Source organism: Sphingomonas sp., assembly GCF_019635455.1.
Classification (GTDB): Bacteria; Pseudomonadota; Alphaproteobacteria; order Sphingomonadales; family Sphingomonadaceae; genus Sphingomonas.
On the sequence record NZ_JAHBZJ010000011.1, the window covers coordinates 119612 to 138841 of the forward strand.

The 19230-nt window shown below is 66.5% G+C and carries 18 protein-coding genes and 1 pseudogene; 13 read left to right on the plus strand and 6 right to left on the minus strand.

Annotation, left to right across the window (positions count from 1 at the left end):
* Positions 1-9: 9 nt before the first annotated feature.
* From KF783_RS13795 to KF783_RS13820, 6 genes are all read left to right on the plus strand, one after another.
* Positions 10-993, plus strand: coding sequence for an NAD(P)-dependent oxidoreductase (locus KF783_RS13795; RefSeq protein WP_294080271.1), 984 nt, complete (start codon positions 10-12; stop codon positions 991-993).
* A 97-nt stretch (positions 994-1090) separates the two neighbouring features.
* Positions 1091-2527, plus strand: a complete 1437-nt coding sequence (leuC, locus tag KF783_RS13800) for a 3-isopropylmalate dehydratase large subunit (RefSeq protein ID WP_294080273.1) — start codon at positions 1091-1093, stop codon at positions 2525-2527.
* 3 nt (positions 2528-2530) lie between these two features.
* A complete protein-coding gene (locus KF783_RS13805) occupies positions 2531-2662 on the plus strand; it encodes a hypothetical protein (RefSeq protein ID WP_294080275.1) in 132 nt (43 codons plus the stop codon).
* Positions 2663-2787: 125 nt separating this feature from the next.
* Positions 2788-3576 carry an N-acyl homoserine lactonase family protein gene (locus KF783_RS13810; RefSeq protein ID WP_294080277.1) on the plus strand — a complete coding sequence of 263 codons (789 nt, stop codon included), beginning with the start codon at positions 2788-2790 and terminating at the stop codon, positions 3574-3576.
* Positions 3576-4205: a 3-isopropylmalate dehydratase small subunit gene (leuD, locus tag KF783_RS13815; protein WP_294080279.1), complete on the plus strand. Its 630-nt coding sequence runs from the start codon at positions 3576-3578 to the stop codon at positions 4203-4205. Before KF783_RS13810 ends, leuD begins: the two co-directional genes overlap by 1 nt.
* The gene (locus KF783_RS13820) at positions 4168-5169 is read left to right on the plus strand and encodes an NADPH:quinone oxidoreductase family protein (protein ID WP_294080281.1); all 1002 of its coding nucleotides are present in this window, start codon (positions 4168-4170) and stop codon (positions 5167-5169) included. Before leuD ends, KF783_RS13820 begins: the two co-directional genes overlap by 38 nt.
* A gap of 72 nt (positions 5170-5241) precedes the next feature.
* Here KF783_RS13820 and KF783_RS13825 read toward each other — a convergent pair whose 3' ends face one another.
* From KF783_RS13825 to KF783_RS13835, 3 genes are all read right to left on the minus strand, one after another.
* A complete protein-coding gene (locus KF783_RS13825; protein ID WP_294080284.1) occupies positions 5242-6816 on the minus strand; it encodes a tetratricopeptide repeat protein in 1575 nt (524 codons plus the stop codon).
* A 25-nt stretch (positions 6817-6841) separates the two neighbouring features.
* On the minus strand, positions 6842-7693 hold the full coding sequence (locus KF783_RS13830; RefSeq protein ID WP_294080286.1) for a MoxR family ATPase: 852 nt from the start codon (positions 7691-7693) through the stop codon (positions 6842-6844).
* Between the two features lie 65 nt (positions 7694-7758).
* Positions 7759-8424 carry a hypothetical protein gene (locus KF783_RS13835; protein ID WP_294080288.1) on the minus strand — a complete coding sequence of 222 codons (666 nt, stop codon included), beginning with the start codon at positions 8422-8424 and terminating at the stop codon, positions 7759-7761.
* Between the two features lie 172 nt (positions 8425-8596).
* Between KF783_RS13835 and KF783_RS13840 the strand changes: the two genes are divergently transcribed.
* From KF783_RS13840 to KF783_RS13855, 4 genes are read left to right on the plus strand one after another with little or no spacing between them, the layout of a single operon-like run.
* A complete protein-coding gene (locus KF783_RS13840) occupies positions 8597-9211 on the plus strand; it encodes a TetR/AcrR family transcriptional regulator (protein ID WP_294080290.1) in 615 nt (204 codons plus the stop codon).
* On the plus strand, positions 9208-10176 hold the full coding sequence (locus tag KF783_RS13845; protein ID WP_294080292.1) for an HlyD family efflux transporter periplasmic adaptor subunit: 969 nt from the start codon (positions 9208-9210) through the stop codon (positions 10174-10176). The genes KF783_RS13840 and KF783_RS13845 overlap by 4 nt, the downstream gene beginning before the upstream one ends.
* Complete coding sequence (locus KF783_RS13850; protein WP_294080294.1) at positions 10173-11108, plus strand: ABC transporter ATP-binding protein; 936 nt, start codon at positions 10173-10175, stop codon at positions 11106-11108. The genes KF783_RS13845 and KF783_RS13850 overlap by 4 nt, the downstream gene beginning before the upstream one ends.
* On the plus strand, positions 11105-12250 hold the full coding sequence (locus tag KF783_RS13855) for an ABC transporter permease (RefSeq protein ID WP_294080296.1): 1146 nt from the start codon (positions 11105-11107) through the stop codon (positions 12248-12250). The genes KF783_RS13850 and KF783_RS13855 overlap by 4 nt, the downstream gene beginning before the upstream one ends.
* A 167-nt stretch (positions 12251-12417) precedes the next feature.
* On the opposite strand, the gene rpoD is transcribed toward KF783_RS13855, so the two are convergent.
* From rpoD to KF783_RS13870, 3 genes are read right to left on the minus strand one after another with little or no spacing between them, the layout of a single operon-like run.
* Positions 12418-14448, minus strand: coding sequence for an RNA polymerase sigma factor RpoD (gene rpoD / locus KF783_RS13860; protein WP_294080298.1), 2031 nt, complete (start codon positions 14446-14448; stop codon positions 12418-12420).
* Positions 14449-14501: 53 nt separating this feature from the next.
* Positions 14502-16352, minus strand: a complete 1851-nt coding sequence (gene dnaG, locus KF783_RS13865) for a DNA primase (protein ID WP_294080300.1) — start codon at positions 16350-16352, stop codon at positions 14502-14504.
* A gap of 1 nt (position 16353) precedes the next feature.
* Positions 16354-16806: a GatB/YqeY domain-containing protein gene (locus tag KF783_RS13870; RefSeq protein WP_294080302.1), complete on the minus strand. Its 453-nt coding sequence runs from the start codon at positions 16804-16806 to the stop codon at positions 16354-16356.
* 136 nt (positions 16807-16942) lie between these two features.
* Here KF783_RS13870 and carA point away from each other — a divergent pair, with 136 nt between their 5' ends.
* The 3 genes and pseudogenes from carA to KF783_RS13885 all read left to right on the plus strand — a co-directional run.
* Complete coding sequence (gene carA, locus KF783_RS13875; protein WP_294080304.1) at positions 16943-18106, plus strand: glutamine-hydrolyzing carbamoyl-phosphate synthase small subunit; 1164 nt, start codon at positions 16943-16945, stop codon at positions 18104-18106.
* Positions 18103-18477 (plus strand): hypothetical protein, encoded by a 375-nt coding sequence (locus tag KF783_RS13880; RefSeq protein ID WP_294080305.1) that lies wholly within the window; start codon positions 18103-18105, stop codon positions 18475-18477. Before carA ends, KF783_RS13880 begins: the two co-directional genes overlap by 4 nt.
* Positions 18478-19230: pseudogene (locus tag KF783_RS13885) on the plus strand (carbamoyl phosphate synthase large subunit); the annotation flags it as partial.

Genomic DNA, 19230 nt, shown 5'->3' on the forward strand with positions numbered 1-19230 from the left:
CGCTGCGCGATGCACGTTCTGCTGACAGGATCGTCCGGCTGGCTGGGACGGCATCTTGCGCCCATGTTGCGGGCGCGTGGCCATCTGGTCACCGGGCTGGACGTGGCGCCCGGCGCGGCGACCGATGTGATCGGCAGCGTGGCCGACCCGGTGCTGATCGATCGGCTGTTCACCGAACGGGGGATCGAAGCGGTGGTGCATGGCGGCGCGCTGCACAAGCCCGACATCGCCCGCTATTCCAACCAGGCCTTTGTCGATGTCAATGTCAGCGGTACGCTCAACCTGCTGGAGGCGGCGGCGCGGGCGGGGCATCGGCGCTTCGTCTTCACCTCGACCACCTCGCTGATGATCGGCCAGGCGATCCGCGACGAGCGGGGTGACGCCGCCGTGTGGCTGGACGAGGAATTCGGGCCGATCGCGCCGCGCAACATCTATGGCGCGACCAAACATGCCGCCGAACAGCTGTGCCGGCTGTTCCACGCCGACCATCGGCTCGATTGCGTCGTCCTGCGCACCGGGCGCTTCTTTCCCGAGGAGGACGACACCCATCGCGATCCGCCCGGCGAAAATCTGAAGGCCAATGAGTTCCTCAACCGGCGGCTGACGGTCGAGGATGCGGCGCGGGCGCATGTCGCCGCGCTGGAATGGCCCGACACGCTGGGGTTTCGAACCTATATCGTCTCCGCGCCGACCCCGTTTCGCCGGGGTGACAGGGCCGAGCTGATGGGTGATGCGCGCGCGGTGATCGCCCGTCGGTTTCCCGACGCGGAGGCGCTGTATGCCCGGCGCGGCTGGAGGCTGCCTGCCCGGATCGGCCGCGTCTATGACAGTGGGCGGATCCAGCGCGAACTGAACTTCCGGTTCGACACCGGCTTTGCCGATATCCTGGCCGCGCTACGGGCGGACGCGCCGTTGCCGTTCGCGCACGACGCGCGCTACCTGTCTCCCCAGGAAGCGGTGCGTGTGCGCCGGGATGGCGCGCCGTCCGGGTGAACCGGCGCGATCGGCTTGTCGGCGCTAGCGAAGCTTTAGCGCCGACAAGCCGGCCGGCGTTTGCGTGGCGGCGCCGATCGGATATGGCGGGCGCGTCATGGCCAGCAAACCGCTCACGCTCTACGAAAAGATCTGGGCCGCGCACGTCGTCGAACGGCGCCCGGACGGCACCTGCCTCATCTATATCGACCGGCACCTCGTCCATGAGGTGACCAGTCCGCAGGCGTTCGAGGGGCTTCGCGCGAACGGACGCTCGGTGCGCCGGCCCGACCTGACGCTGGCGGTGCCGGACCACAATCTGCCGACGACCGCGCGGATGGATGCCCAAGGCCGGCCGCTGCCGATCGCCGATGCACAGAGCGCGCAGCAGCTGGCGGCACTGGAACGCAATGTCGCGGAGTTCGGCATCGACTATTTCGGGGCGACCGCACCCGAACAGGGGATCGTCCATGTCGTAGGCCCGGAACAGGGGTTCACCCTGCCCGGCACCACCCTGGTCTGCGGGGACAGCCATACCTCCGCGCATGGCGCGCTCGGCGCGCTGGCCTTCGGGATCGGCACCAGCGAGGTCGAGCATGTGCTGGCGACCCAGACGCTGCTGCTCAGCCCGTCGAAGACGATGGAGGTGCGCGTCGATGGCACGCTGGGCCATGGCGTCAGCGCGAAGGACGTGGTGTTGGCGATCATCGGCCGGATCGGCGCGGCGGGCGGCACCGGATATGTCATCGAATATACCGGCGACGTGATCCGCAACCTGTCGATCGAGGGGCGGCTGACGGTCAGCAACATGTCGATCGAGGGCGGTGCGCGCGCCGGACTGATCGCGCCTGACGAGGCGACCTATGCCTATCTGAAGGGCCGGCCGATGGCGCCTGCGGGTGAGGCGTGGGCGCAGGCCGTGGCGTGGTGGCGGACGCTGCCGACCGACCCGGGCGCGACGTACGATCGCGTCGTGACGCTGGAGGCGAGTGACATCGCCCCCTCGCTCACCTGGGGGACGAGCCCGGAGGATGTGGTGCCGATTACCGGCGTGGTTCCCGATCCGGAAAGCTTCGCGGATCCGGCCAAGCGCGAGGCGGCGCGCAAGTCGCTCGACTATATGGGCCTGGCGCCCGGCACGCGCATGCAGGACATCGCGGTGGAGAATATCTTCATCGGCAGCTGTACCAACAGCCGGATCGAGGATCTGCGCGCCGCAGCGGCGGTAGTTAACGGGCGCAGGGTCGCCGATGGCGTGCGCCAGGCGCTGATCGTTCCCGGCTCCGGCCTGGTCAAGCGGCAGGCGGAGGCGGAGGGGCTGGACCGGATTTTCATCGATGCCGGGTTCGAATGGCGCGAGCCGGGCTGTTCGATGTGTCTCGCGATGAACCCGGACAAAGTGCCGGCGGGCCAACGCTGCGCTTCCACTTCGAACCGAAATTTCGTAGGAAGGCAGGGTCCGGGTGCGCGGACCCACCTTGTTTCGCCGGCGATGGCGGCAGCGGCGGCGGTGACGGGGCGCCTGACGGACGTGCGGGACCTGATGGGGGGATGATCGGTGAGACGCGTTTTGTGGATGTTGGTGGTCGGTACGCTGTTGAGCGGCGCGGCGGCGGTCTATGCGGCGGCGACCGCAGGGACGGCGGAAGCGGACGACCGGACGAGCGACACGGCGATCACGGAACATTGAGGCCCGCCGCGCGCGCGACGCGCGGTGCCTTGATCGTTTCGAACCTTCGCCTGGCTGTGGCGCGCGTGGTTGGGCGCGCCGCAACGTGGCGCCGCCTGTCGATCGGCGCCACGGCGCTGTGTTTGATGGGACAAGCCGCGCCCGTGCCTGAGGCGCCGGAGATGCGCCTGTGGCGGATCGATTGCGGCACGCTCGCCTTCTCCGACTTCGGCGCGTTCAGCGACACCCGTGATTATGACGGCCAACGCCGCACCCTGACCGACAGCTGTTACCTGATCCGGCATGGCGACGCCTATCTGTTATGGGACAGTGGACTGTCCGCCAGCCTGATCGGCGCGCCGCAGAGCGACGATGGCGAGACGATCAGCCTGGATCGGACGATCGAAGCTCAGCTGGCGCAGATCGGGGTCAAGCCGGCGCAGGTCGTCTATCTCGGCATCAGCCATTATCATGACGATCACACCGGCCAGGCCGCTGCATTTCCGGGCGCGACGCTGTTGATCGGAGCGCAGGAATGGCAGGCGATCAGGACCGTGCGCCCCGAATCGGAGCGGGAGCGCTTTCGACCGTGGATTTCGCGCGGCGGGAAGGTCGAGCCGGTGGCGCGCGATCGCGACGTGTTCGGCGATGGCAGCGTGATGATATTGGCGATGCCGGGGCATACGCCGGGCCATCGCGCGTTGCTGGTGAAGCTGCCGAAAACGGGATATGTCCTGTTGTCGGGCGACCAGTTTCACGTCCGCGAGAGCATGGCGATGGACCTCGTCCCGACGTTCAATTTCGATCGTGCCGACACGCTGGCGTCGAGTGACCGGTTCCGGCGGATCGCGAAGAAGCTGAACGCCCGGGTGGTGGTCCAGCATGATCCCCGCGACATCGCAAAGCTACCCCTGTTCCCGGAGAGTGCTCGCTGATGGAACCCGTATCGAAGGTCGAGGGAGGCGCCTATCCGTGGGGCGCCAAGAATATCGACACCGACATCATCATTCCCGCCCACTGGCTGAAGACGGTGAGCCGCGAGGGGCTGGGCCAGGGCGCGTTCGAGGCGGTGCGCCAGGATCCGGACAACCTGTTCGACGATCCCGCGCATGCCGGGTCGCCGATCCTGATCGCGGGCGAGAATTTCGGGTGCGGATCGAGCCGCGAACATGCGGCGTGGGCGCTGAAGGACATGGGCATCCGCGCGGTGATCGCGCCGAGCTATTCCGACATTTTTTCGGGCAATGCGTTCAAGAACGGGTTGGTCGCGGTCGTGCTGCCCCAGCCGGCGATCGATCGCCTGATCGAGGTGGCGAAGACCGATCCGGTGACGATCGACCTGGAAACGATGACCGTCACCACGCCCTTTCAGGACCGGTTCGCGTTCGAGATGGACCCGTTCCGCCGCGAATGCCTGATGGAGGGGCTGGACGAAGTCGGCCTGACACTGGCAAGGGATACCGCAATTTCGAAATATGAGTCGGAGGTTGCCGATGCGCGACCATGGCTCAAGAGGGAGAGAGCGGATGAAAGCCTTGCTGTCGCGGGAAATCGGCGGACCTGAAACTCTAAAGATCGGTGAGCTTCCCGATCCCGTCGCGAAGCCGGGCGAGGTCGTGGTCGCGATCAAGGCATGCGCGATCAACTTTCCCGACGTCATCATCATCGAGGACAAATATCAGTTCAAGCCGCCGCGCCCCTTCGCGCCCGGCGGAGAGATCGCCGGCGTGGTCGAGGCGGTGGGGGAGGGCATCGACGACCTCAAGCCTGGCGACAGGGTGCTCGGATCGACCGGCTGGAACGGGCTCGCCGAAAAGGCTGCGGTTGAGCGCCGGCGGCTTTACCGCCTGCCCGAAGGCAAGAGCTTCGAACAGGGCGCGTCACTGTTGATGACCTATGGCACCAGCATCCACGCGCTACTCGACCGGGGGAAGCTGAAGGAAGGTGAGACGCTGCTGATCCTGGGAGCGGCGGGCGGCATCGGCCTGTCGGCGATCGAGCTGGGCAAGGCGTTCGGCGCGCGCGTCGTCGCGGCGGTGTCGAGCGAGGAAAAGGCGGCGGCGGCAAGGGCGGCGGGCGCGGATGCAACCGTCATCTATGGTCGCGCGCCGTTCGACAAGGACGCCTCTAAGGCGCTCGCCGAACAGTTCAAGGCGGCGGTCGGTCCGGACGGCGCGGACGTGATCTACGACCCTGTGGGCGGCGATTATTGCGAGCCTGCGCTGCGATCAATCGCATGGGAGGGACGCTATCTGGTCGTCGGATTCCCGGCGGGCATCCCGAAGCTGCCGCTCAACCTGACGCTGCTCAAAAGCTGCGATGTGTGCGGCGTATTCTGGGGCGCGTTCGCCGCGCGCGATCCAAAGGCGAACGCGGCCCATGTCGAACATCTGTTCCGCCTGTGGGATGCCGGGCGGATCAATCCGCACGTCAGCGAAACCTTTGCGTTCGAGGATGGGGGCAAGGCGATCGCGAAGCTGGCCAATCGCGGCGCGATCGGCAAGCTGGTGGTCAAGATCGCCGACTGAGGCGCCGACATCGGCGGCATGCGCGGCGTGGGCGGCGGTGCGGGCGGCGGGGCGGTCGGCAGGGTCGCCGTGTCACCGCCTGCCGGTCGCCAGCCGCCAGTCGGCGGCGATCGCCTGGCGAAACAGCCCGGGATAGCGGCGCAGTTCCTCGGCCGCGCTGTTCGATTGGGCGCCGCGCTGTTGAACATAGCCGATCGCCCGGCGAAACAGCGTCCGCGCCCGCGCATCGTTGCCCGAACGCGCGGCAAAGCTGCCCCAGTTGCTGACGGCATAGATGGTGATCGGCGCCCGCGCGCCGAGCAGGCGTTCGATCGACGCGGTCGCGCTGGCAAAGGCGGCGTCGGCCTGCGCGGCACGTCCGCTTGCCTGATAGAGCATCGCCAGGTGCAGTCGCGCATTCGCCGCGAGCAGGCCGTCGCGTTCGAGCGCGTCGCCGCCCGCCACTGCGGCCAGCAACAGCGGCTCGGCCTGATCGGGCTTTTGCTCGTCGAGCCGCAGCGTCCCCAGTTTGAGCGCCGCGACCACGGTGAGTTCGGACCGGTCGCCCAGGATATTGCGCGCGATCACATAGCCGTTTTCCAGAAACGCTCCGGCGAGATCGGGTCGCCCCTTGTCGAGCAGCGTTGATCCCAGGTCGATCGCGGTGGCGGCGGTGAGCGGGTGGGCGCCATAGCCCTGGGTCATCGCGACGACCGAAGCGACCTTGATTGCCAGCGCCTCGGCGATGCGATTCTGTGCCTCGATCGTATTGGCCAGATCGATCTGGGCCATCAGTGAGGGAAAGGCGGTCCGCCCGATCCCGTCCTCCAGGATGCGCACGATCGCGCGCTCCGCAATTTCGGCAGCCGCCGGATCGCCGCGTTCGAGCGCGGCATCCGCCAGCCGCTTGCGCGCACTGGTCGATGCAGGGGCGTCGGCGCCGAACAACCGCAGGAGGATGCGATCGGATTCGGCGGCGGCGGCATCTGCGGCGGCGGCATCTCCGCGCGCGCGCTGGAGATCGGCGAAGGTGTCGAGCGCTTCGGCAAGGGTCGGTTCGGCCGCCGCGCCCAAGGTGCGCAGCAGCGCGATGCTGTTGCCGACCGCCTTGATCGCTTCGGCATGGTCGCCGGTCAGCATCGTGATGACGCCATAGCTGAAGGCGATCTGCGCGGTCTGTTCGGATCGCGCCATGCCGGCTGCCTGGGCCGCGTCCATCGCGGCATTGAGCGTATCGATCGCCGGCGCCCATTCGCCGACCAGCACCTGTATCTCGGCCAGCGCGAGGCGGGTTTCGAGCAGCTGGCGCGGCGTGGCGCCGCCCTCAACGGAAAGTGCGCGCAGGATCGGCGCGGCCTGCACGTGCTGGCCGCTCCAGCCGAGCGCATAGGCACGCAGCAGCCGGGCGTCGAAGCAGCGATCGGGGCGCCGGCACGCGGCGATCTCACGGTCGAGCAGCGGGATCGCCCGCAACATGCGGCGCGCGCGGATCGCCAGTTCGGCAGGCGCGGAAACCTGCCATCGCTGGGATGGAGCCGATGCCTGTCCCGCCATCGCCGGCACGCAGGCCGCGACCGACAATGTGAACGCGCAGATCAGCCTGAACAGCCATCGTGAGTCATGCGCCACGCCGTGCATCATCCGCTCCAGGCGATCGAGTCGATGCATAGGGTAGCGGTGCGGGGCGGCGGCGTCAGCCCTTTGGCGCCTGTCGCCGCGCCATGAATGCGAGCCGTTCGAACAGCATCACGTCCTGCTCGTTCTTGAGCAGCGCGCCGTGCAGCGGCGGGATCGCCTTGCTGGGGTCGCGCGACTGAAGGACGTCGAGCGGCATGTCCTCATGCAGCAGCAGCTTGAGCCAGTCGAGCAGTTCGCTGGTCGACGGCTTCTTCTTGAGACCCGGCACCTCGCGAATGTCGTAGAAAATGTCCATCGCCTTGCCCACCAGCAGCTTCTGGATGCCGGGGAAATGCACGTCGATGATCGCCTGCATCGTCTCGCGGTCCGGAAACTTGATATAATGGAAGAAACAGCGGCGCAGGAACGCGTCGGGCAGTTCCTTTTCATTGTTGCTGGTGATGACGACGATCGGCCGTTCGATCGCCTTCACCGTCTCGCCGGTTTCATAGACATGGAATTCCATGCGATCGAGTTCGTGCAGCAGGTCGTTGGGAAATTCGATGTCGGCCTTGTCGATCTCGTCGATCAGCAGCACCGGGAGCTGCGGCGACTGGAACGCCTCCCACAGTTTTCCCTTGCGGATATAGTTGCCGATATCGTGGACGCGCTCGTCGCCCAGCTGGCCGTCGCGCAGGCGCGCGACCGCGTCATATTCATAGAGTCCCTGATTCGCCTTGGTGGTGGATTTCACGTTCCATTCGATCAGCGGTGCGCCGACCGCCTTGGCGATTTCATAGGCGAGGACGGTCTTGCCGGTGCCGGGTTCGCCCTTGACCAGCAGCGGGCGGCGCAGCGTCACTGCGGCGTTGACCGCGACCTTCAGATCGTCGGTCGCGACATAATCCTGCGTGCCTTCGAAGCGCATGGCGGTTCCCGTCTGTTTGGAAGATCGGGTATGCGGTAGCGGTAAACCGCGCCGGGGCGCAAGGTTCAGTTGTCGTCGCGGGCGGAGGCGCGTGCCTCCAACAGATCCCACAGGCCGCGATGCTGGGCGAGCATCTGTTGCGCGCCGAACAGCATCGCCCGCTCGACCAGCAGCCGCTCGGCGATGGCATCGACGATCGTCGCCGTTTCGAACCGCGGGGGAATGGCGAGGCCGGGAAGATCGAGGCCAAGCCGGTCGGCAATGACATCCATGACCTGGCGGATCGCCGGCCAGTCGAGCGCGAGTGCGAGCGCCATGCCGTCGGCACAGCCGCCGCGATCCGATTGGGCAAGCATATCGAGCGCGTGCCGCTGCCCCGCGACCGCCGCTTCCGAGGCGGCCTGTCCCGGCGTGCTGGGCAGGGGGCCGACCGCCGCGACCAGGCGGACGATGTGCGCGCGTTCGGCCGCGAACCCCGTGGCGGCGACGGCCAGCCAGGCGGCGCTGGCCGGCTGGGTCGAATGGCCGAGCGCCTGCTCGATCACATCGGGATGACGGGCGTGGAGAATGCAGAGCTGATGGACGACGTCCGCCAGATCGCGCATCGACGCGGTGCCGCGAAGCAGGCGGGCGTGGAACGGATGTCCGGCACTGCCATCGGCCGCCACAAGCGCGGCTAGTGTGCCTGACGCGCCGCCCAGTCCGGAAGTTTGCGCCGATTCCAACGTCATTGACCCCCATGCGGCGTGCCGGATCGCCCGGCATCGCCCGCCCGATATGCCCAAAGGAATATACCGAAGCGCGTAAAGACGTGGTTGACGCGGCATTTACCGAACAAAAGGGGTTGGCACGCGCGCATGAAGGCGCTTGATAATAACTGACCAGTCAGTTATTTATCGACACATGGCACGCCGCACGCCCCCCGATCGTCGTGAAGCGATCCTGACTGCCGCCCGCGCGGAGTTCGCGGCAAAGGGCTATGCCGCGACCCGGCTGGACGATGTCGCGGCACGGGTGGGGATATCGAAAGCGGCGCTCTATCTTCAGTTCGCCGACAAGGCGGGGCTGTTCTGCGAAATGGTCGAATGGATGCTGGAGACCAGCCTGCCCGGCGCGCTGCCGCGCGAGTTGGCGGGGGCGCCGCCCCGTGACCAGCTCAGCGCGCTCGTGCGATTTGGCGCGCGCAAGCTGGTCGAACCCGATGTCGCGTTCCTGCCGCGCCTGGTGATCGGGGAGAGCGGCAATTTCCCCGAGATCGCCCAAGCCTATCATGACCGGGCGATCCGCCGCATCCTTTCATTGATGGAACAGATCATCGCGCGCGGCGTCGCCGATGGCAGCTTCCGCCCCGTCGATCCGCACCTTGCGGCGCGGAGTGTCGGCGGCGCGCTGCTGCTCGGGACATTGTGGAAAACGGTGTTCGAGCCGATCGGCGCGGACCCGGTCGATATGGATGCGCTCGCCGCGGCGCATGTCGATGTGATCCTGCGCGGCCTGTCGAACGGAGGCGAACGATGAGGCGCTATCTTCCCCTGATCGCGATCGGCGTCGCATTGCTGGCGGCGGTCGCGTGGCTGGCATTCGGGCGGCGCGATGGCGACGATGCGTGGCTGGGCTATGTCGAGGGAGAGGCGATCGAAGTGGCCGCGCCGGTATCGGGACAGCTCGCCAGCCTGGCGGTTCAGCGCGGCGGACAGGTGGCGCAGGGACAGCCCCTGTTCGCGCTCAATCCGGAGACCACCGCCGCCCAGCTGCGCCAGCTGGAGGCGCAGGCGGCCAGCGCGCGGGCGCAACGCGACGACCTGTTGAAGGCGCGACAGCGGCCGGCCGAACTGGGCGTATCGCGCGCGCAGCAACAGGCAGCGCAGGCAGAGGTGGTGCGGACCGAACGCGAATATCAGCGCTATGCGACACTCGCCAAACGCGGGTTCGCCACCAAGAGTCAGCTCGACGCGGCACGCGCCGCCGCAGAGAGCGCCCGCGCGTCGCTCCGGCAGGCGCGGGCGAGCGAGGCGTCGGGCGAGCTTGCCGGTCGGACCGACCAGATCGCCGCGGCACAGGCGCAGGTCGCCGCCGCCGAAGCTGCTGTCGCCGCGCAGCGGCGGCGCGGTGACGAGATCGCGCCGGTGGCGCCCGCCGCCGGGCTGGTCGAGCAGACCTATTATAATCCGGGCGAATGGGTGACCGCCAACGTGCCGGTGGTGCGCCTGTTGCCCCCCGGCCGGATCAAGATCCGCTTTTACGCGCCGGAAGCCGCGATCGCCTCGCTCAAGCCGGGAACGAAGGTTTCGGTCGCGTGCGACGGATGCGGCGGCGCGATCCCGGCGACAGTGCGCTATGTCGCACCCCAGGCAGAGTTCACGCCGCCCGTCATCTATAGCGAGCGGGCGCGCGCCAAGCTGGTGTTCATGGTCGAAGCCTATCCCGATCGCGGCCTGGACGCGCTGCGTCCCGGCCTGCCGGTCGAGGTGCGGCCGCGGTGAACGGCGCGGAACCCGCGATCGACGTGCGTGGCCTGACCAAGCGGTTCGGCCAGCGCACGGTGGTCGATCAGTTCGATCTGACGGTCGCGCGCGGCCGCATCTGCGGATTTCTGGGGCCGAACGGATCGGGCAAGACCACGACGTTGCGGATGATCTGCGGCCTGCTGATCCCCGATGGTGGCGAGGGGCGGGTGCTGGGCCTTGACCTGCTGCGCCAGCGTGAGGCGATCAAGCTGAAGATCGGTTATATGACCCAGCGGTTCGGCCTGTTCGAGGATCTGACGATCCGCGAGAATCTGGCGTTCGTCGCCGACGCCTATGGGCTGGACGACAAGAAGGGGCGGGTGGCAGCGGCGCTGGCGCGGCTGGGCCTGGAGACCCGCGCCGACCAGCTTGCCGGCACCCTGTCCGGGGGGTGGAAACAGCGGCTGGCGCTGGCCGCCTGTGTGCTGCACGAGCCGGAAATCCTGTTGCTCGACGAGCCGACCGCGGGCGTCGATCCGCTCGCCCGGCGCGAATTCTGGGACCAGATCCACCTGCTCGCGTCCGACGGCGTCACCGTGCTCGTATCGACCCATTATATGGACGAGGCCGAGCGCTGCCACGACATCGCCTATATCGCCTATGGCGTGTTGCTGGCGCGCGGCACGGCGGACGAGATCGTCGCGGGATCAGGCCTGGTCGCGCTGTCGGGGGAGGGGCCGGGCGCCGATCGGCTGGCCCCCAGGCTGGAGAACCGTCCGGGGGTCGAAATGGCCGCCGCGTTCGGCCCGACCATCCATGTCTGTGGCCGCGACATGGCGGCGCTGCGTGCGGCCGTCGATGAAGTCGCCCCGGACATCAGCTGGCGCGAAACCGACCCGACGCTGGAGGACGTGTTCATCCAGCTGATGCGCGGCGCGACCGACAACAGTGTGGAGGCGCACGCATGAGCAGCCGCCGCGCCATCGCCTATCGCTGGCGCCGCATCTGGGCGGTGCTGGTAAAGGAGGCGCACCAGTTGCGCCGCGATCCGCTGACGTTCGGGATGGTCGTCGGGCTTCCGCTCGTCCAGCTCATCCTGTTCGGGTTCGCGATCAACAACGATCCGCGCCATCTGCGCGCGGCGATCGAGCTCAACGACCGCAGCCCGATCACGCGCACGGTCGAAAATTCGCTGCGGGCGAGCAGCTATTTCGATCTGGTGCCGGTCGATCGACCGGGTGAGGGGGAGGCGATGCTGCGCCGTGGGTCGGTGCAGTTCCTGATCGTCATTCCCGTCAATTTCACCCGCGATCTGGTGCGTGGCGAGCGCCCGCAACTGCTGGTGCTGGCCGATGCGACCGATCCCGCCGCGACCGGCAACGCCACCGCCGCCGTTGAGCAGGCGGTGTTGTCGGGACTGCGCCACGACCTGATCGGGCCGCTGGCATCGCGCGCGCCCCAGCCTTCGCCGGTCGATGTGGTGATTCAGCGTCGCTACAATCCCGAAGGCATCACCAGCCACAATATCGTTCCCGGCCTGCTGGCGGTGGTCCTGTCGATGACGATGGTGATGATGACATCGATCGCCGTCGCCCGCGAACGCGAGCGCGGGACCATGGAGAATCTGCTCGCCATGCCGCTGCGGCCGATGGAGGTGATGGCGGGGAAAATCCTGCCCTATGTGCTGATCGGTGCGGCGCAGACGATCATCATCGTGGTGCTGTCGGGTCTGATCTTCGCGGTGCCGTTCGCGGGAGCGCCCTGGCTGCTGGCGCTGGCGACGCTGGTGTTCATCACCGTCAGCCTGTTGCTGGGCTTTACCCTGTCGACCTTTGCCAAGACGCAGATGCAGGCGATGCAGATGAGCTTTTTCTACATCCTGCCCAGTATCCTGTTGTCCGGATTCGCCTTTCCCTATGCCGGCATGCCGCGATGGGCGCAGTGGTTAGGCGAAGTGCTGCCGGTGACGCACTTTCTGCGCGTGGTGCGCGGGGTGATGCTGAAGGGGTGGCAGGCGGGCGAGGCGATGCCGCAGCTCTTCTACCTCGCCATTCTGGGTGGCATCTTCGCGGTGATCGCGATCCGCCGCTATGGCGATACGCTGGAGTGAAGGCTGCTGGAAGTCGCCGCAGTGCTCCTCTTGAGATGCACCGCGGCTCTTCGCCGATTTAGCGCATGCCTGAACAGGACAGTGGCGCGATTGAGCTATGGGACCGCGGTGTCGCGACTTCCAGCACGTCCGTTATCGCACGGCGCGATCACGCGCCGCAATATTCCTTACTGGTCGAGGAAACTGCGCATCTTGCGGCTGCGGCTCGGGTGCTTGAGCTTGCGCAGCGCCTTTGCCTCGATCTGGCGGATACGCTCGCGGGTCACGCTGAACTGCTGGCCAACCTCTTCCAGCGTGTGATCGGTGTTCATGCCGATGCCGAAACGCATGCGCAGCACCCGCTCTTCACGCGGGGTCAGGCTGGCGAGGACGCGGGTGACCGTTTCCTTGAGGTTCGCCTGGATCGCGGCATCGACGGGGATGATCGCGTTCTTGTCCTCGATGAAATCGCCGAGGTGCGAATCCTCCTCGTCCCCGATCGGCGTTTCGAGGCTGATCGGTTCCTTGGCGATCTTCATCACCTTGCGAACCTTTTCCAGCGGCATGGAGAGGCGCTCGGCCATCTCTTCCGGGGTCGGTTCGCGGCCTTGTTCGTGCAGGAACTGGCGGCTGGTGCGGACCAGCTTGTTGATCGTCTCGATCATGTGGACCGGGATGCGGATCGTGCGTGCCTGATCGGCGATCGACCGGGTGATCGCCTGCCGGATCCACCAGGTGGCATAGGTGCTGAACTTGTACCCGCGGCGATATTCGAACTTATCGACCGCCTTCATCAGGCCGATATTGCCTTCCTGGATGAGGTCGAGGAACTGAAGCCCGCGATTGGTGTATTTCTTGGCGATCGAGATCACGAGGCGGAGATTGGCCTCGACCATCTCCTTCTTGGCGATCCGTGCCTCGCGCTCGCCCTTCTGCACCATGTTCACGATGCGGCGGAATTCGGCCAGCGCCATGCCGGTCTGCTGGCTGATCTCGGCCACCTCGACGCGGATGCGATCGACCGCTGCCGCTTCGTTGGTGGCGAACGCGGTCCATTTCTTGTCGAGACCGCCGACCGACTCCAGCCAGTTCTCGTCCATCTCATGATCGACATACCGCTCGAGAAAGTCCTTGCGGCTGACCTTGTGGCGCTCGGCAAGGCGCAGCATCTGGCCGCCAAGCGCGGTCAGGCGGCGGTTGAAGCTGTAGAGCTGATCGACGAGATATTCGATCTTCGCCTGATGGAACTGCACGCTTTCGACCTCGGCGGTCAGATCCTCGCGCAGCTTCTGATATTTTTTCTCGTCGGCGGCGGCGAGTTCGCCGCCCAGCGCCATCGCGTCGAGCCGCTTTGCCTGCATCGCCGAGAATTTCTTGTAGATCGAGGTGATGTTGGCGAACTTCTCCAGCGCCTGGGGCTTGAGCGTCTCCTCCATCTGCGCGAGGCTGAGCGTATTGTCCTCGTCATCGTCGTCGGACGGCCGGCGCGCGCGGCGCTCGGTCATGTCGTCGTCCTCGTCGTCCGACGTTTCCTCCTCGACCTCCTCTTCCTCCTTGTAGGAGGTGCCGGCGGTCTTTTCGCTGATCTCGCCGTTATCGTCTTCCTCGGCGCCCTCGACCTGCTCGGCGGACGGTCCCTTGGACAGCATCGCGTCAAGGTCCAGGATTTCGCGCAGCTGCATCTCGCCCTCGTTGAGGGCGTTCGACCAGCCGATGATCGCGGTAAAGGTGATCGGGCTTTCGCACAGCCCCAGGATCATCGTGTCGCGCCCCGCCTCGATCCGCTTGGCGATCGCGATCTCGCCCTCACGGCTGAGCAGTTCGACCGCGCCCATTTCGCGCAGGTACATGCGCACCGGATCGTCGGTGCGATCGACGGTTTCCTTTTTCTTGGTCTCGATCGCGGGGCCGGTATCCTCCTGCGAATCGCCGCCGTCGATCTCGTCGGGGGTATCGTCCTCGGCCTCGCCGTCCTCGCCCGCATCCTCATTCTCGACGACATTCACGCCCATATCGCTGAGCGCCGACATCACGTCCTCGATCTGGTCGGTCGTGAACTGGTCTTGCGGGAGCATCTCGTTCAGCTGATCGACGGTGATGTATCCGCGCTTCTTCGCGCGCGCGACCAGCTTCTTGATCGAGCCTTCGTTGAGATCGATCAGCGGCGCGTCGCCGGTTTCGGCCGTGTCCGCAGGTTCCGCCATGTTCGCCTTAGCCATCGAGGTCCTTCAAAATCCGATGGCGGCTATTATACGCCGCCCTATTCCACCAATTACGCGTCGTCCGCAAGCATCAGATTCGCCAGACGTGTCTCAAGTTCCGCCTTGCGGCGGACGAGCGCGACCTGACGTTCGAACGCCGCGTCGCTGAAACGCGCCTGCACCGCCGCCGTTGCCTCGGCAAGCGCGGCATCGACCTGGGGCCGGGCCGCGAGCACCGCAATGGCCTCGCCCAGATCGAGCGCAGCCCGCCCCACGTCCCAATCCTTCTGAGTGAAGGTAAATGGGAGCGTATCGGCGCGGAGCAACTCCGCCGCGACGGTATCGAAGCCGGACTTCGCCAATATGGTGCGCAGGCGCGTCGTATCAAGCGCCTGATCTTCCAACGCAACATCGACCACCGCTTCGAACAGGCGACCCAGCGCACCGTCCGCCAGCCGCATGCTCGTGAGCGTTTCGAGGTGGCGTGCGATCTCCGCCGGGTGGCGGATCAGCCCGGCCAGCACCGCCTTGGCGAGCACCCGGTCGATTCCCGTTGCGCCCACCGCCTGGGCGGTGGGACCGGGCGGGGGTTCCGGCGGAAGCCAGCGGCCCGAGCCGCGCGGGGCGGCCGCCCGACCGGGCGTTCGGGTGAAGCTGCGTGGTGGCGGCGCGAACTGCGCGTCGAAGCGCTGGCGGAATTCGGACACATATTCGTGACGGACATTACCATCCTGGATCGTCGCGGCGAGATCGCCGAGCCGCCGCTTGAGGCCGGCGCGCGCCTCTGGTGTATCGAGCGGTTCTGCGGCGAGTTCGTGGTGCCACACACGATCCGCCAGCGGCTGGGCGGCGGCGATCAGCGCCTCGAACGCCTGCGGCCCCGCCGCGCGGACGAGGTCGTCGGGATCCTGCCCCTGCGGCAGGGTGACGAAGGCGAGGCTGCGGCCGGGCTGGAGCAGGGGCAGGGCGCGATGGGCGGCGCGGATCGCGGCCTTTTGCCCGGCATTGTCGCCGTCGAACGCGAGCAGCGGTACGTCTGCGAGTCGCCACAGCCGCTCCAACTGATGCTCGGTCAGCGCGGTGCCGAGCGGGGCGACCGCCTCGCCAAACCCCGCCTGGGCCAGCGCGATCACGTCCATATACCCCTCGACCGCGATCACCCGCCCCGATTTGCGCGACGCGGCGGCGGCGCGGTCGAGATTGTAGAGCGTCCGCCCCTTGTCGAAGAGCGGGGTTTCGGGGGAGTTGAGATATTTCGGTTCACCCTCGCCGATGATGCGGCCGCCAAATCCGATCACCCGCCCGCGCGGGTCGCGGATCGGGATCATCAGGCGACCACGGAAGCGGTCATAGGGGTCCTTGTTCTCGACCTGGATCAGCAGCCCAGCCTCGACCAGCATCGCGTCGCCATAGGATTTGAGCTGTTCGCGCTGGCGCGTGCGCGAGTCGGGCGCATAGCCCATGCCGAACATGCGCGCCGTCTCCGCCGTGATGCCGCGCCGTTCGAGCAGCGCCCGGGCCTCCGCACCCGACAGGCCGTGCAGTTGATCGACGTAAAAGGCGGCGGCATCGGCCAGCGCTTCGTGCAGCCCCTTCGCCCGCTCGGCCCGCTGCGCGGCGCGCGGATCCGCCTCGGGCATCTCCATCCCCGCCGCCGCCGCCAGTTCCTTGACCGCGTCGATGAAGGGCAGGCCCTGATGATCGGTCAGCCAGCGGATCGCGTCGCCATGCGCGGAACAGCCGAAACAGTGATAGAAGCCCTTGTCGTCATTGACGTAAAAGCTGGGCGTCTTTTCGTTATGGAACGGGCAGCAGCCCTTATACTCGCGCCCCGCCTTCACGATCTTCACCGTCCGGCCGACGAGCGTCGAGAGCGTGGTGCGCGCGCGCAATTCGTCGAGAAAGGCGGGGGTGAGCGTCACCTCAGGACAGCGCGGCCTTCACCAGCCCGCTCGCCTTGCTCATATCGAGTTCGCTGGCGTGGCGGGCTTTCAGCTCGGCCATCACGCGCCCCATGTCCTTCATTCCGGCGGCGCCGAGTTCGGCCTTGATCGCCTCGATCGCCGCCTTGGTCTCCGCCTCGTTCATCTGGGCGGGGAGGAAGCGTTCGATCACCGTGACTTCGGCGGCTTCGGCCTCGGCAAGCTCGTTGCGGCCGCCCTTCACATACATCTCGATCGATTCGCGGCGCTGTTTCACCATTTTTTGCAGCACTTCGACCACCAGCGCGTCGTCGTCGGCGACAGGCGCCTGGGTCCGCGCCTCGATGTCGCGGTTCTTGATCGCGCTCTGGATCAGGCGGATGGCGGCGGTCGTCTCCTTGTCGCCGCCCTTCATGGCGGTGACGAGGGCGGTCTTGATATCGTCGCGGATCATGGTCTGCTTTCTGTTCGGGTGAATCGGATTTTTGCATCAGATAGTCGCGACGGGCGGTTGACGCGAGGGGGGCAGGGGTCTAGCGCGCGGCACTTAGCACATATTGCCGGAACCCCTGTAGGAGCGCCCACTCATAATGGCCGACGCGACGCCTTTCACCGTGCCTGAAAACGCCACCGGCGTCCTCGTCCTGGCGAGTGGCGAGGTGATCTGGGGACGCGGTTTCGGGGCCGAGGGGCATGCGGTGGGCGAGGTGTGTTTCCACACCGCGATGACCGGATATCAGGAGATCATGACCGACCCGTCGTTCGCGGGCCAGATGATCTGCTTCACCTTTCCCCATATCGGCAATGTCGGCGCGAACCCGGACGATGTCGAGGCGGACAACCCCCACGCGCTCGGCATGATCGTGCGCGAGGACGTGACCGAGCCGAGCAATTTTCGCAGCGTCGAGCCGCTGGACGCGTGGATGCGCAAGCATGATCGCATCGGCCTGTCGGGCGTCGATACCCGCGCGCTGACCCGGCGCATTCGCGGACAGGGCGCTCCCAATGGCGTGATCGCGCATTCGGCGAGCGGCGAGTTCGACATCCCCTGGTTGCTGGAGCGCGCGAAGGCGTGGCCGGGGCTGGAGGGCATGGACCTGGCGATCACCGTCACCACCGAAACCCATTTCGGGTGGAAGGACGGGGTGTGGCGACTGGGCTTCGGCTATGGCGCGGATGAGGCCGGCGACGCGCGACCGCACGTCGTCGCGATCGATTACGGGTCGAAGCACAATATCTTCCGCAACCTGGTGAAGGCGGGGGCGAAGGTCACCGTGCTGCCCGCGACGGCGACGGCGGAGCAGGTGCTGTCATTTGATCCCGACGGCATCTTCCTGTCGAACGGGCCGGGCGATCCGGCGGCGACCGGCGGCTATGCGGTGCCGGTGATCCGCGAGCTGCTCGACACGGGCAAGCCGCTGTTCGGCATCTGCCTCGGCCATCAGCTGCTGGCGCTGGCGGTCGGCGCAAAGACGACCAAGATGTTCCAGGGGCATCGCGGCGCGAACCACCCGGTCAAGCGATTGAGCGATGGCGCGGTTGAGATCACGTCGATGAATCACGGCTTTGCGGTGGAGAGCGCCAGCCTGCCCGATGGGGTGCGCGAAACCCACGTGTCGCTGTTCGACGGCAGCAATTGCGGGATCGAGATCGATGGCGGGCGGGCGTTCAGCGTGCAATACCACCCCGAGGCATCGCCGGGGCCGCAGGATAGCTTCTATCTGTTCGAGCGGTTTGTGGGGATGCTGCGGTGATTGCTTTTGAGCCAACGGTTCAAGAGCCTAAATTGCTTCGAAGCGCGGTGCTTTGGGCGAAGAGAAATAAGGACCACATTCCGTCCATTAGCTCGTTAGCGCCCACGCGAGGTTGGAAGGACCTCACTGCGCTTGGACGTTCTTGGCAAGAAGCGGGTTTAGGCGCGCTAATCGAGGCCTCTGAGGATGGTCGTCGCACCGTCTATTTTAGCCTGAACGACAATGCGTTGACGTCCGTCGATGCCGAGTTTCGGCGCAGCCTGATCGGTCGATTGCAAGCCGTACCTCGGGCGGAATGGATCTCGCTCTCATCCATGCTCGTGAGCGTTGGCGCGCTCGTTGTCGCAATTCTAGCTTATCTGAAGGCCTAAATGCCCAAACGCACCGACATCTCCTCCATCCTCGTCATCGGCGCGGGTCCCATCGTGATCGGGCAGGCGTGCGAGTTCGACTATTCCGGCACGCAGGCGATCAAGGCGCTCAAGGAAGAGGGCTATCGCATCGTCCTGGTCAATTCGAACCCGGCGACGATCATGACCGATCCCGAGCTGGCCGACGCGACCTATGTCGAGCCGATCACGCCGGCGGTGGTCGCCAAGATCATCGAGAAGGAGCGGCCCGACGCGGTCCTGCCGACGATGGGCGGGCAGACCGCGCTCAATACCGCGCTCGCGCTGGCGCAGGACGGAACGCTGGAGAAGTTCGGCGTCACGATGATCGGGGCGAATGCGGAGGCGATCGACAAGGCCGAGGATCGGCTGAAGTTCAAGGACGCGATGACGAAGATCGGGCTGGAATCGGCCCGCTCCGCCATCGCGCATAGCGAGGCCGAGGCGATGGCGGCGCTGGAGCATGTCGGGTTGCCCGCGGTGATCCGCCCGTCCTTTACGCTGGGCGGCACCGGCGGCGGCATCGCGTACAACCGCGAGGAGTTTATCGACATCGTCCGCAACGGGCTGGACCTGTCGCCGACCAACGAGGTGCTGATCGAGGAATCGCTGCTCGGGTGGAAGGAATATGAGATGGAGGTCGTGCGCGATCGCGCCGACAACGCCATCATCATCTGCTCGATCGAGAATGTCGATGCGATGGGAACGCACACCGGCGATTCGATCACGGTCGCG

Coding starts and splice junctions, on each gene's coding strand:
- rpoD (WP_294080298.1), bottom strand. CDS start 14,448: ATGGCTAAGGCGAACATGGCGGAACCTGCGGACACGGCCGAAACCGGC.
- leuC (WP_294080273.1), top strand. CDS start 1,091: ATGGCCAGCAAACCGCTCACGCTCTACGAAAAGATCTGGGCCGCGCAC.
- KF783_RS13825 (WP_294080284.1), bottom strand. CDS start 6,816: ATGCATCGACTCGATCGCCTGGAGCGGATGATGCACGGCGTGGCGCAT.
- KF783_RS13795 (WP_294080271.1), top strand. CDS start 10: ATGCACGTTCTGCTGACAGGATCGTCCGGCTGGCTGGGACGGCATCTT.
- carA (WP_294080304.1), top strand. CDS start 16,943: ATGGCCGACGCGACGCCTTTCACCGTGCCTGAAAACGCCACCGGCGTC.
- KF783_RS13845 (WP_294080292.1), top strand. CDS start 9,208: ATGAGGCGCTATCTTCCCCTGATCGCGATCGGCGTCGCATTGCTGGCG.
- KF783_RS13870 (WP_294080302.1), bottom strand. CDS start 16,806: ATGATCCGCGACGATATCAAGACCGCCCTCGTCACCGCCATGAAGGGC.
- KF783_RS13820 (WP_294080281.1), top strand. CDS start 4,168: ATGAAAGCCTTGCTGTCGCGGGAAATCGGCGGACCTGAAACTCTAAAG.
- KF783_RS13855 (WP_294080296.1), top strand. CDS start 11,105: ATGAGCAGCCGCCGCGCCATCGCCTATCGCTGGCGCCGCATCTGGGCG.
- leuD (WP_294080279.1), top strand. CDS start 3,576: ATGGAACCCGTATCGAAGGTCGAGGGAGGCGCCTATCCGTGGGGCGCC.
- KF783_RS13810 (WP_294080277.1), top strand. CDS start 2,788: ATGGGACAAGCCGCGCCCGTGCCTGAGGCGCCGGAGATGCGCCTGTGG.
- KF783_RS13830 (WP_294080286.1), bottom strand. CDS start 7,693: ATGCGCTTCGAAGGCACGCAGGATTATGTCGCGACCGACGATCTGAAG.
- KF783_RS13835 (WP_294080288.1), bottom strand. CDS start 8,424: ATGACGTTGGAATCGGCGCAAACTTCCGGACTGGGCGGCGCGTCAGGC.
- KF783_RS13840 (WP_294080290.1), top strand. CDS start 8,597: ATGGCACGCCGCACGCCCCCCGATCGTCGTGAAGCGATCCTGACTGCC.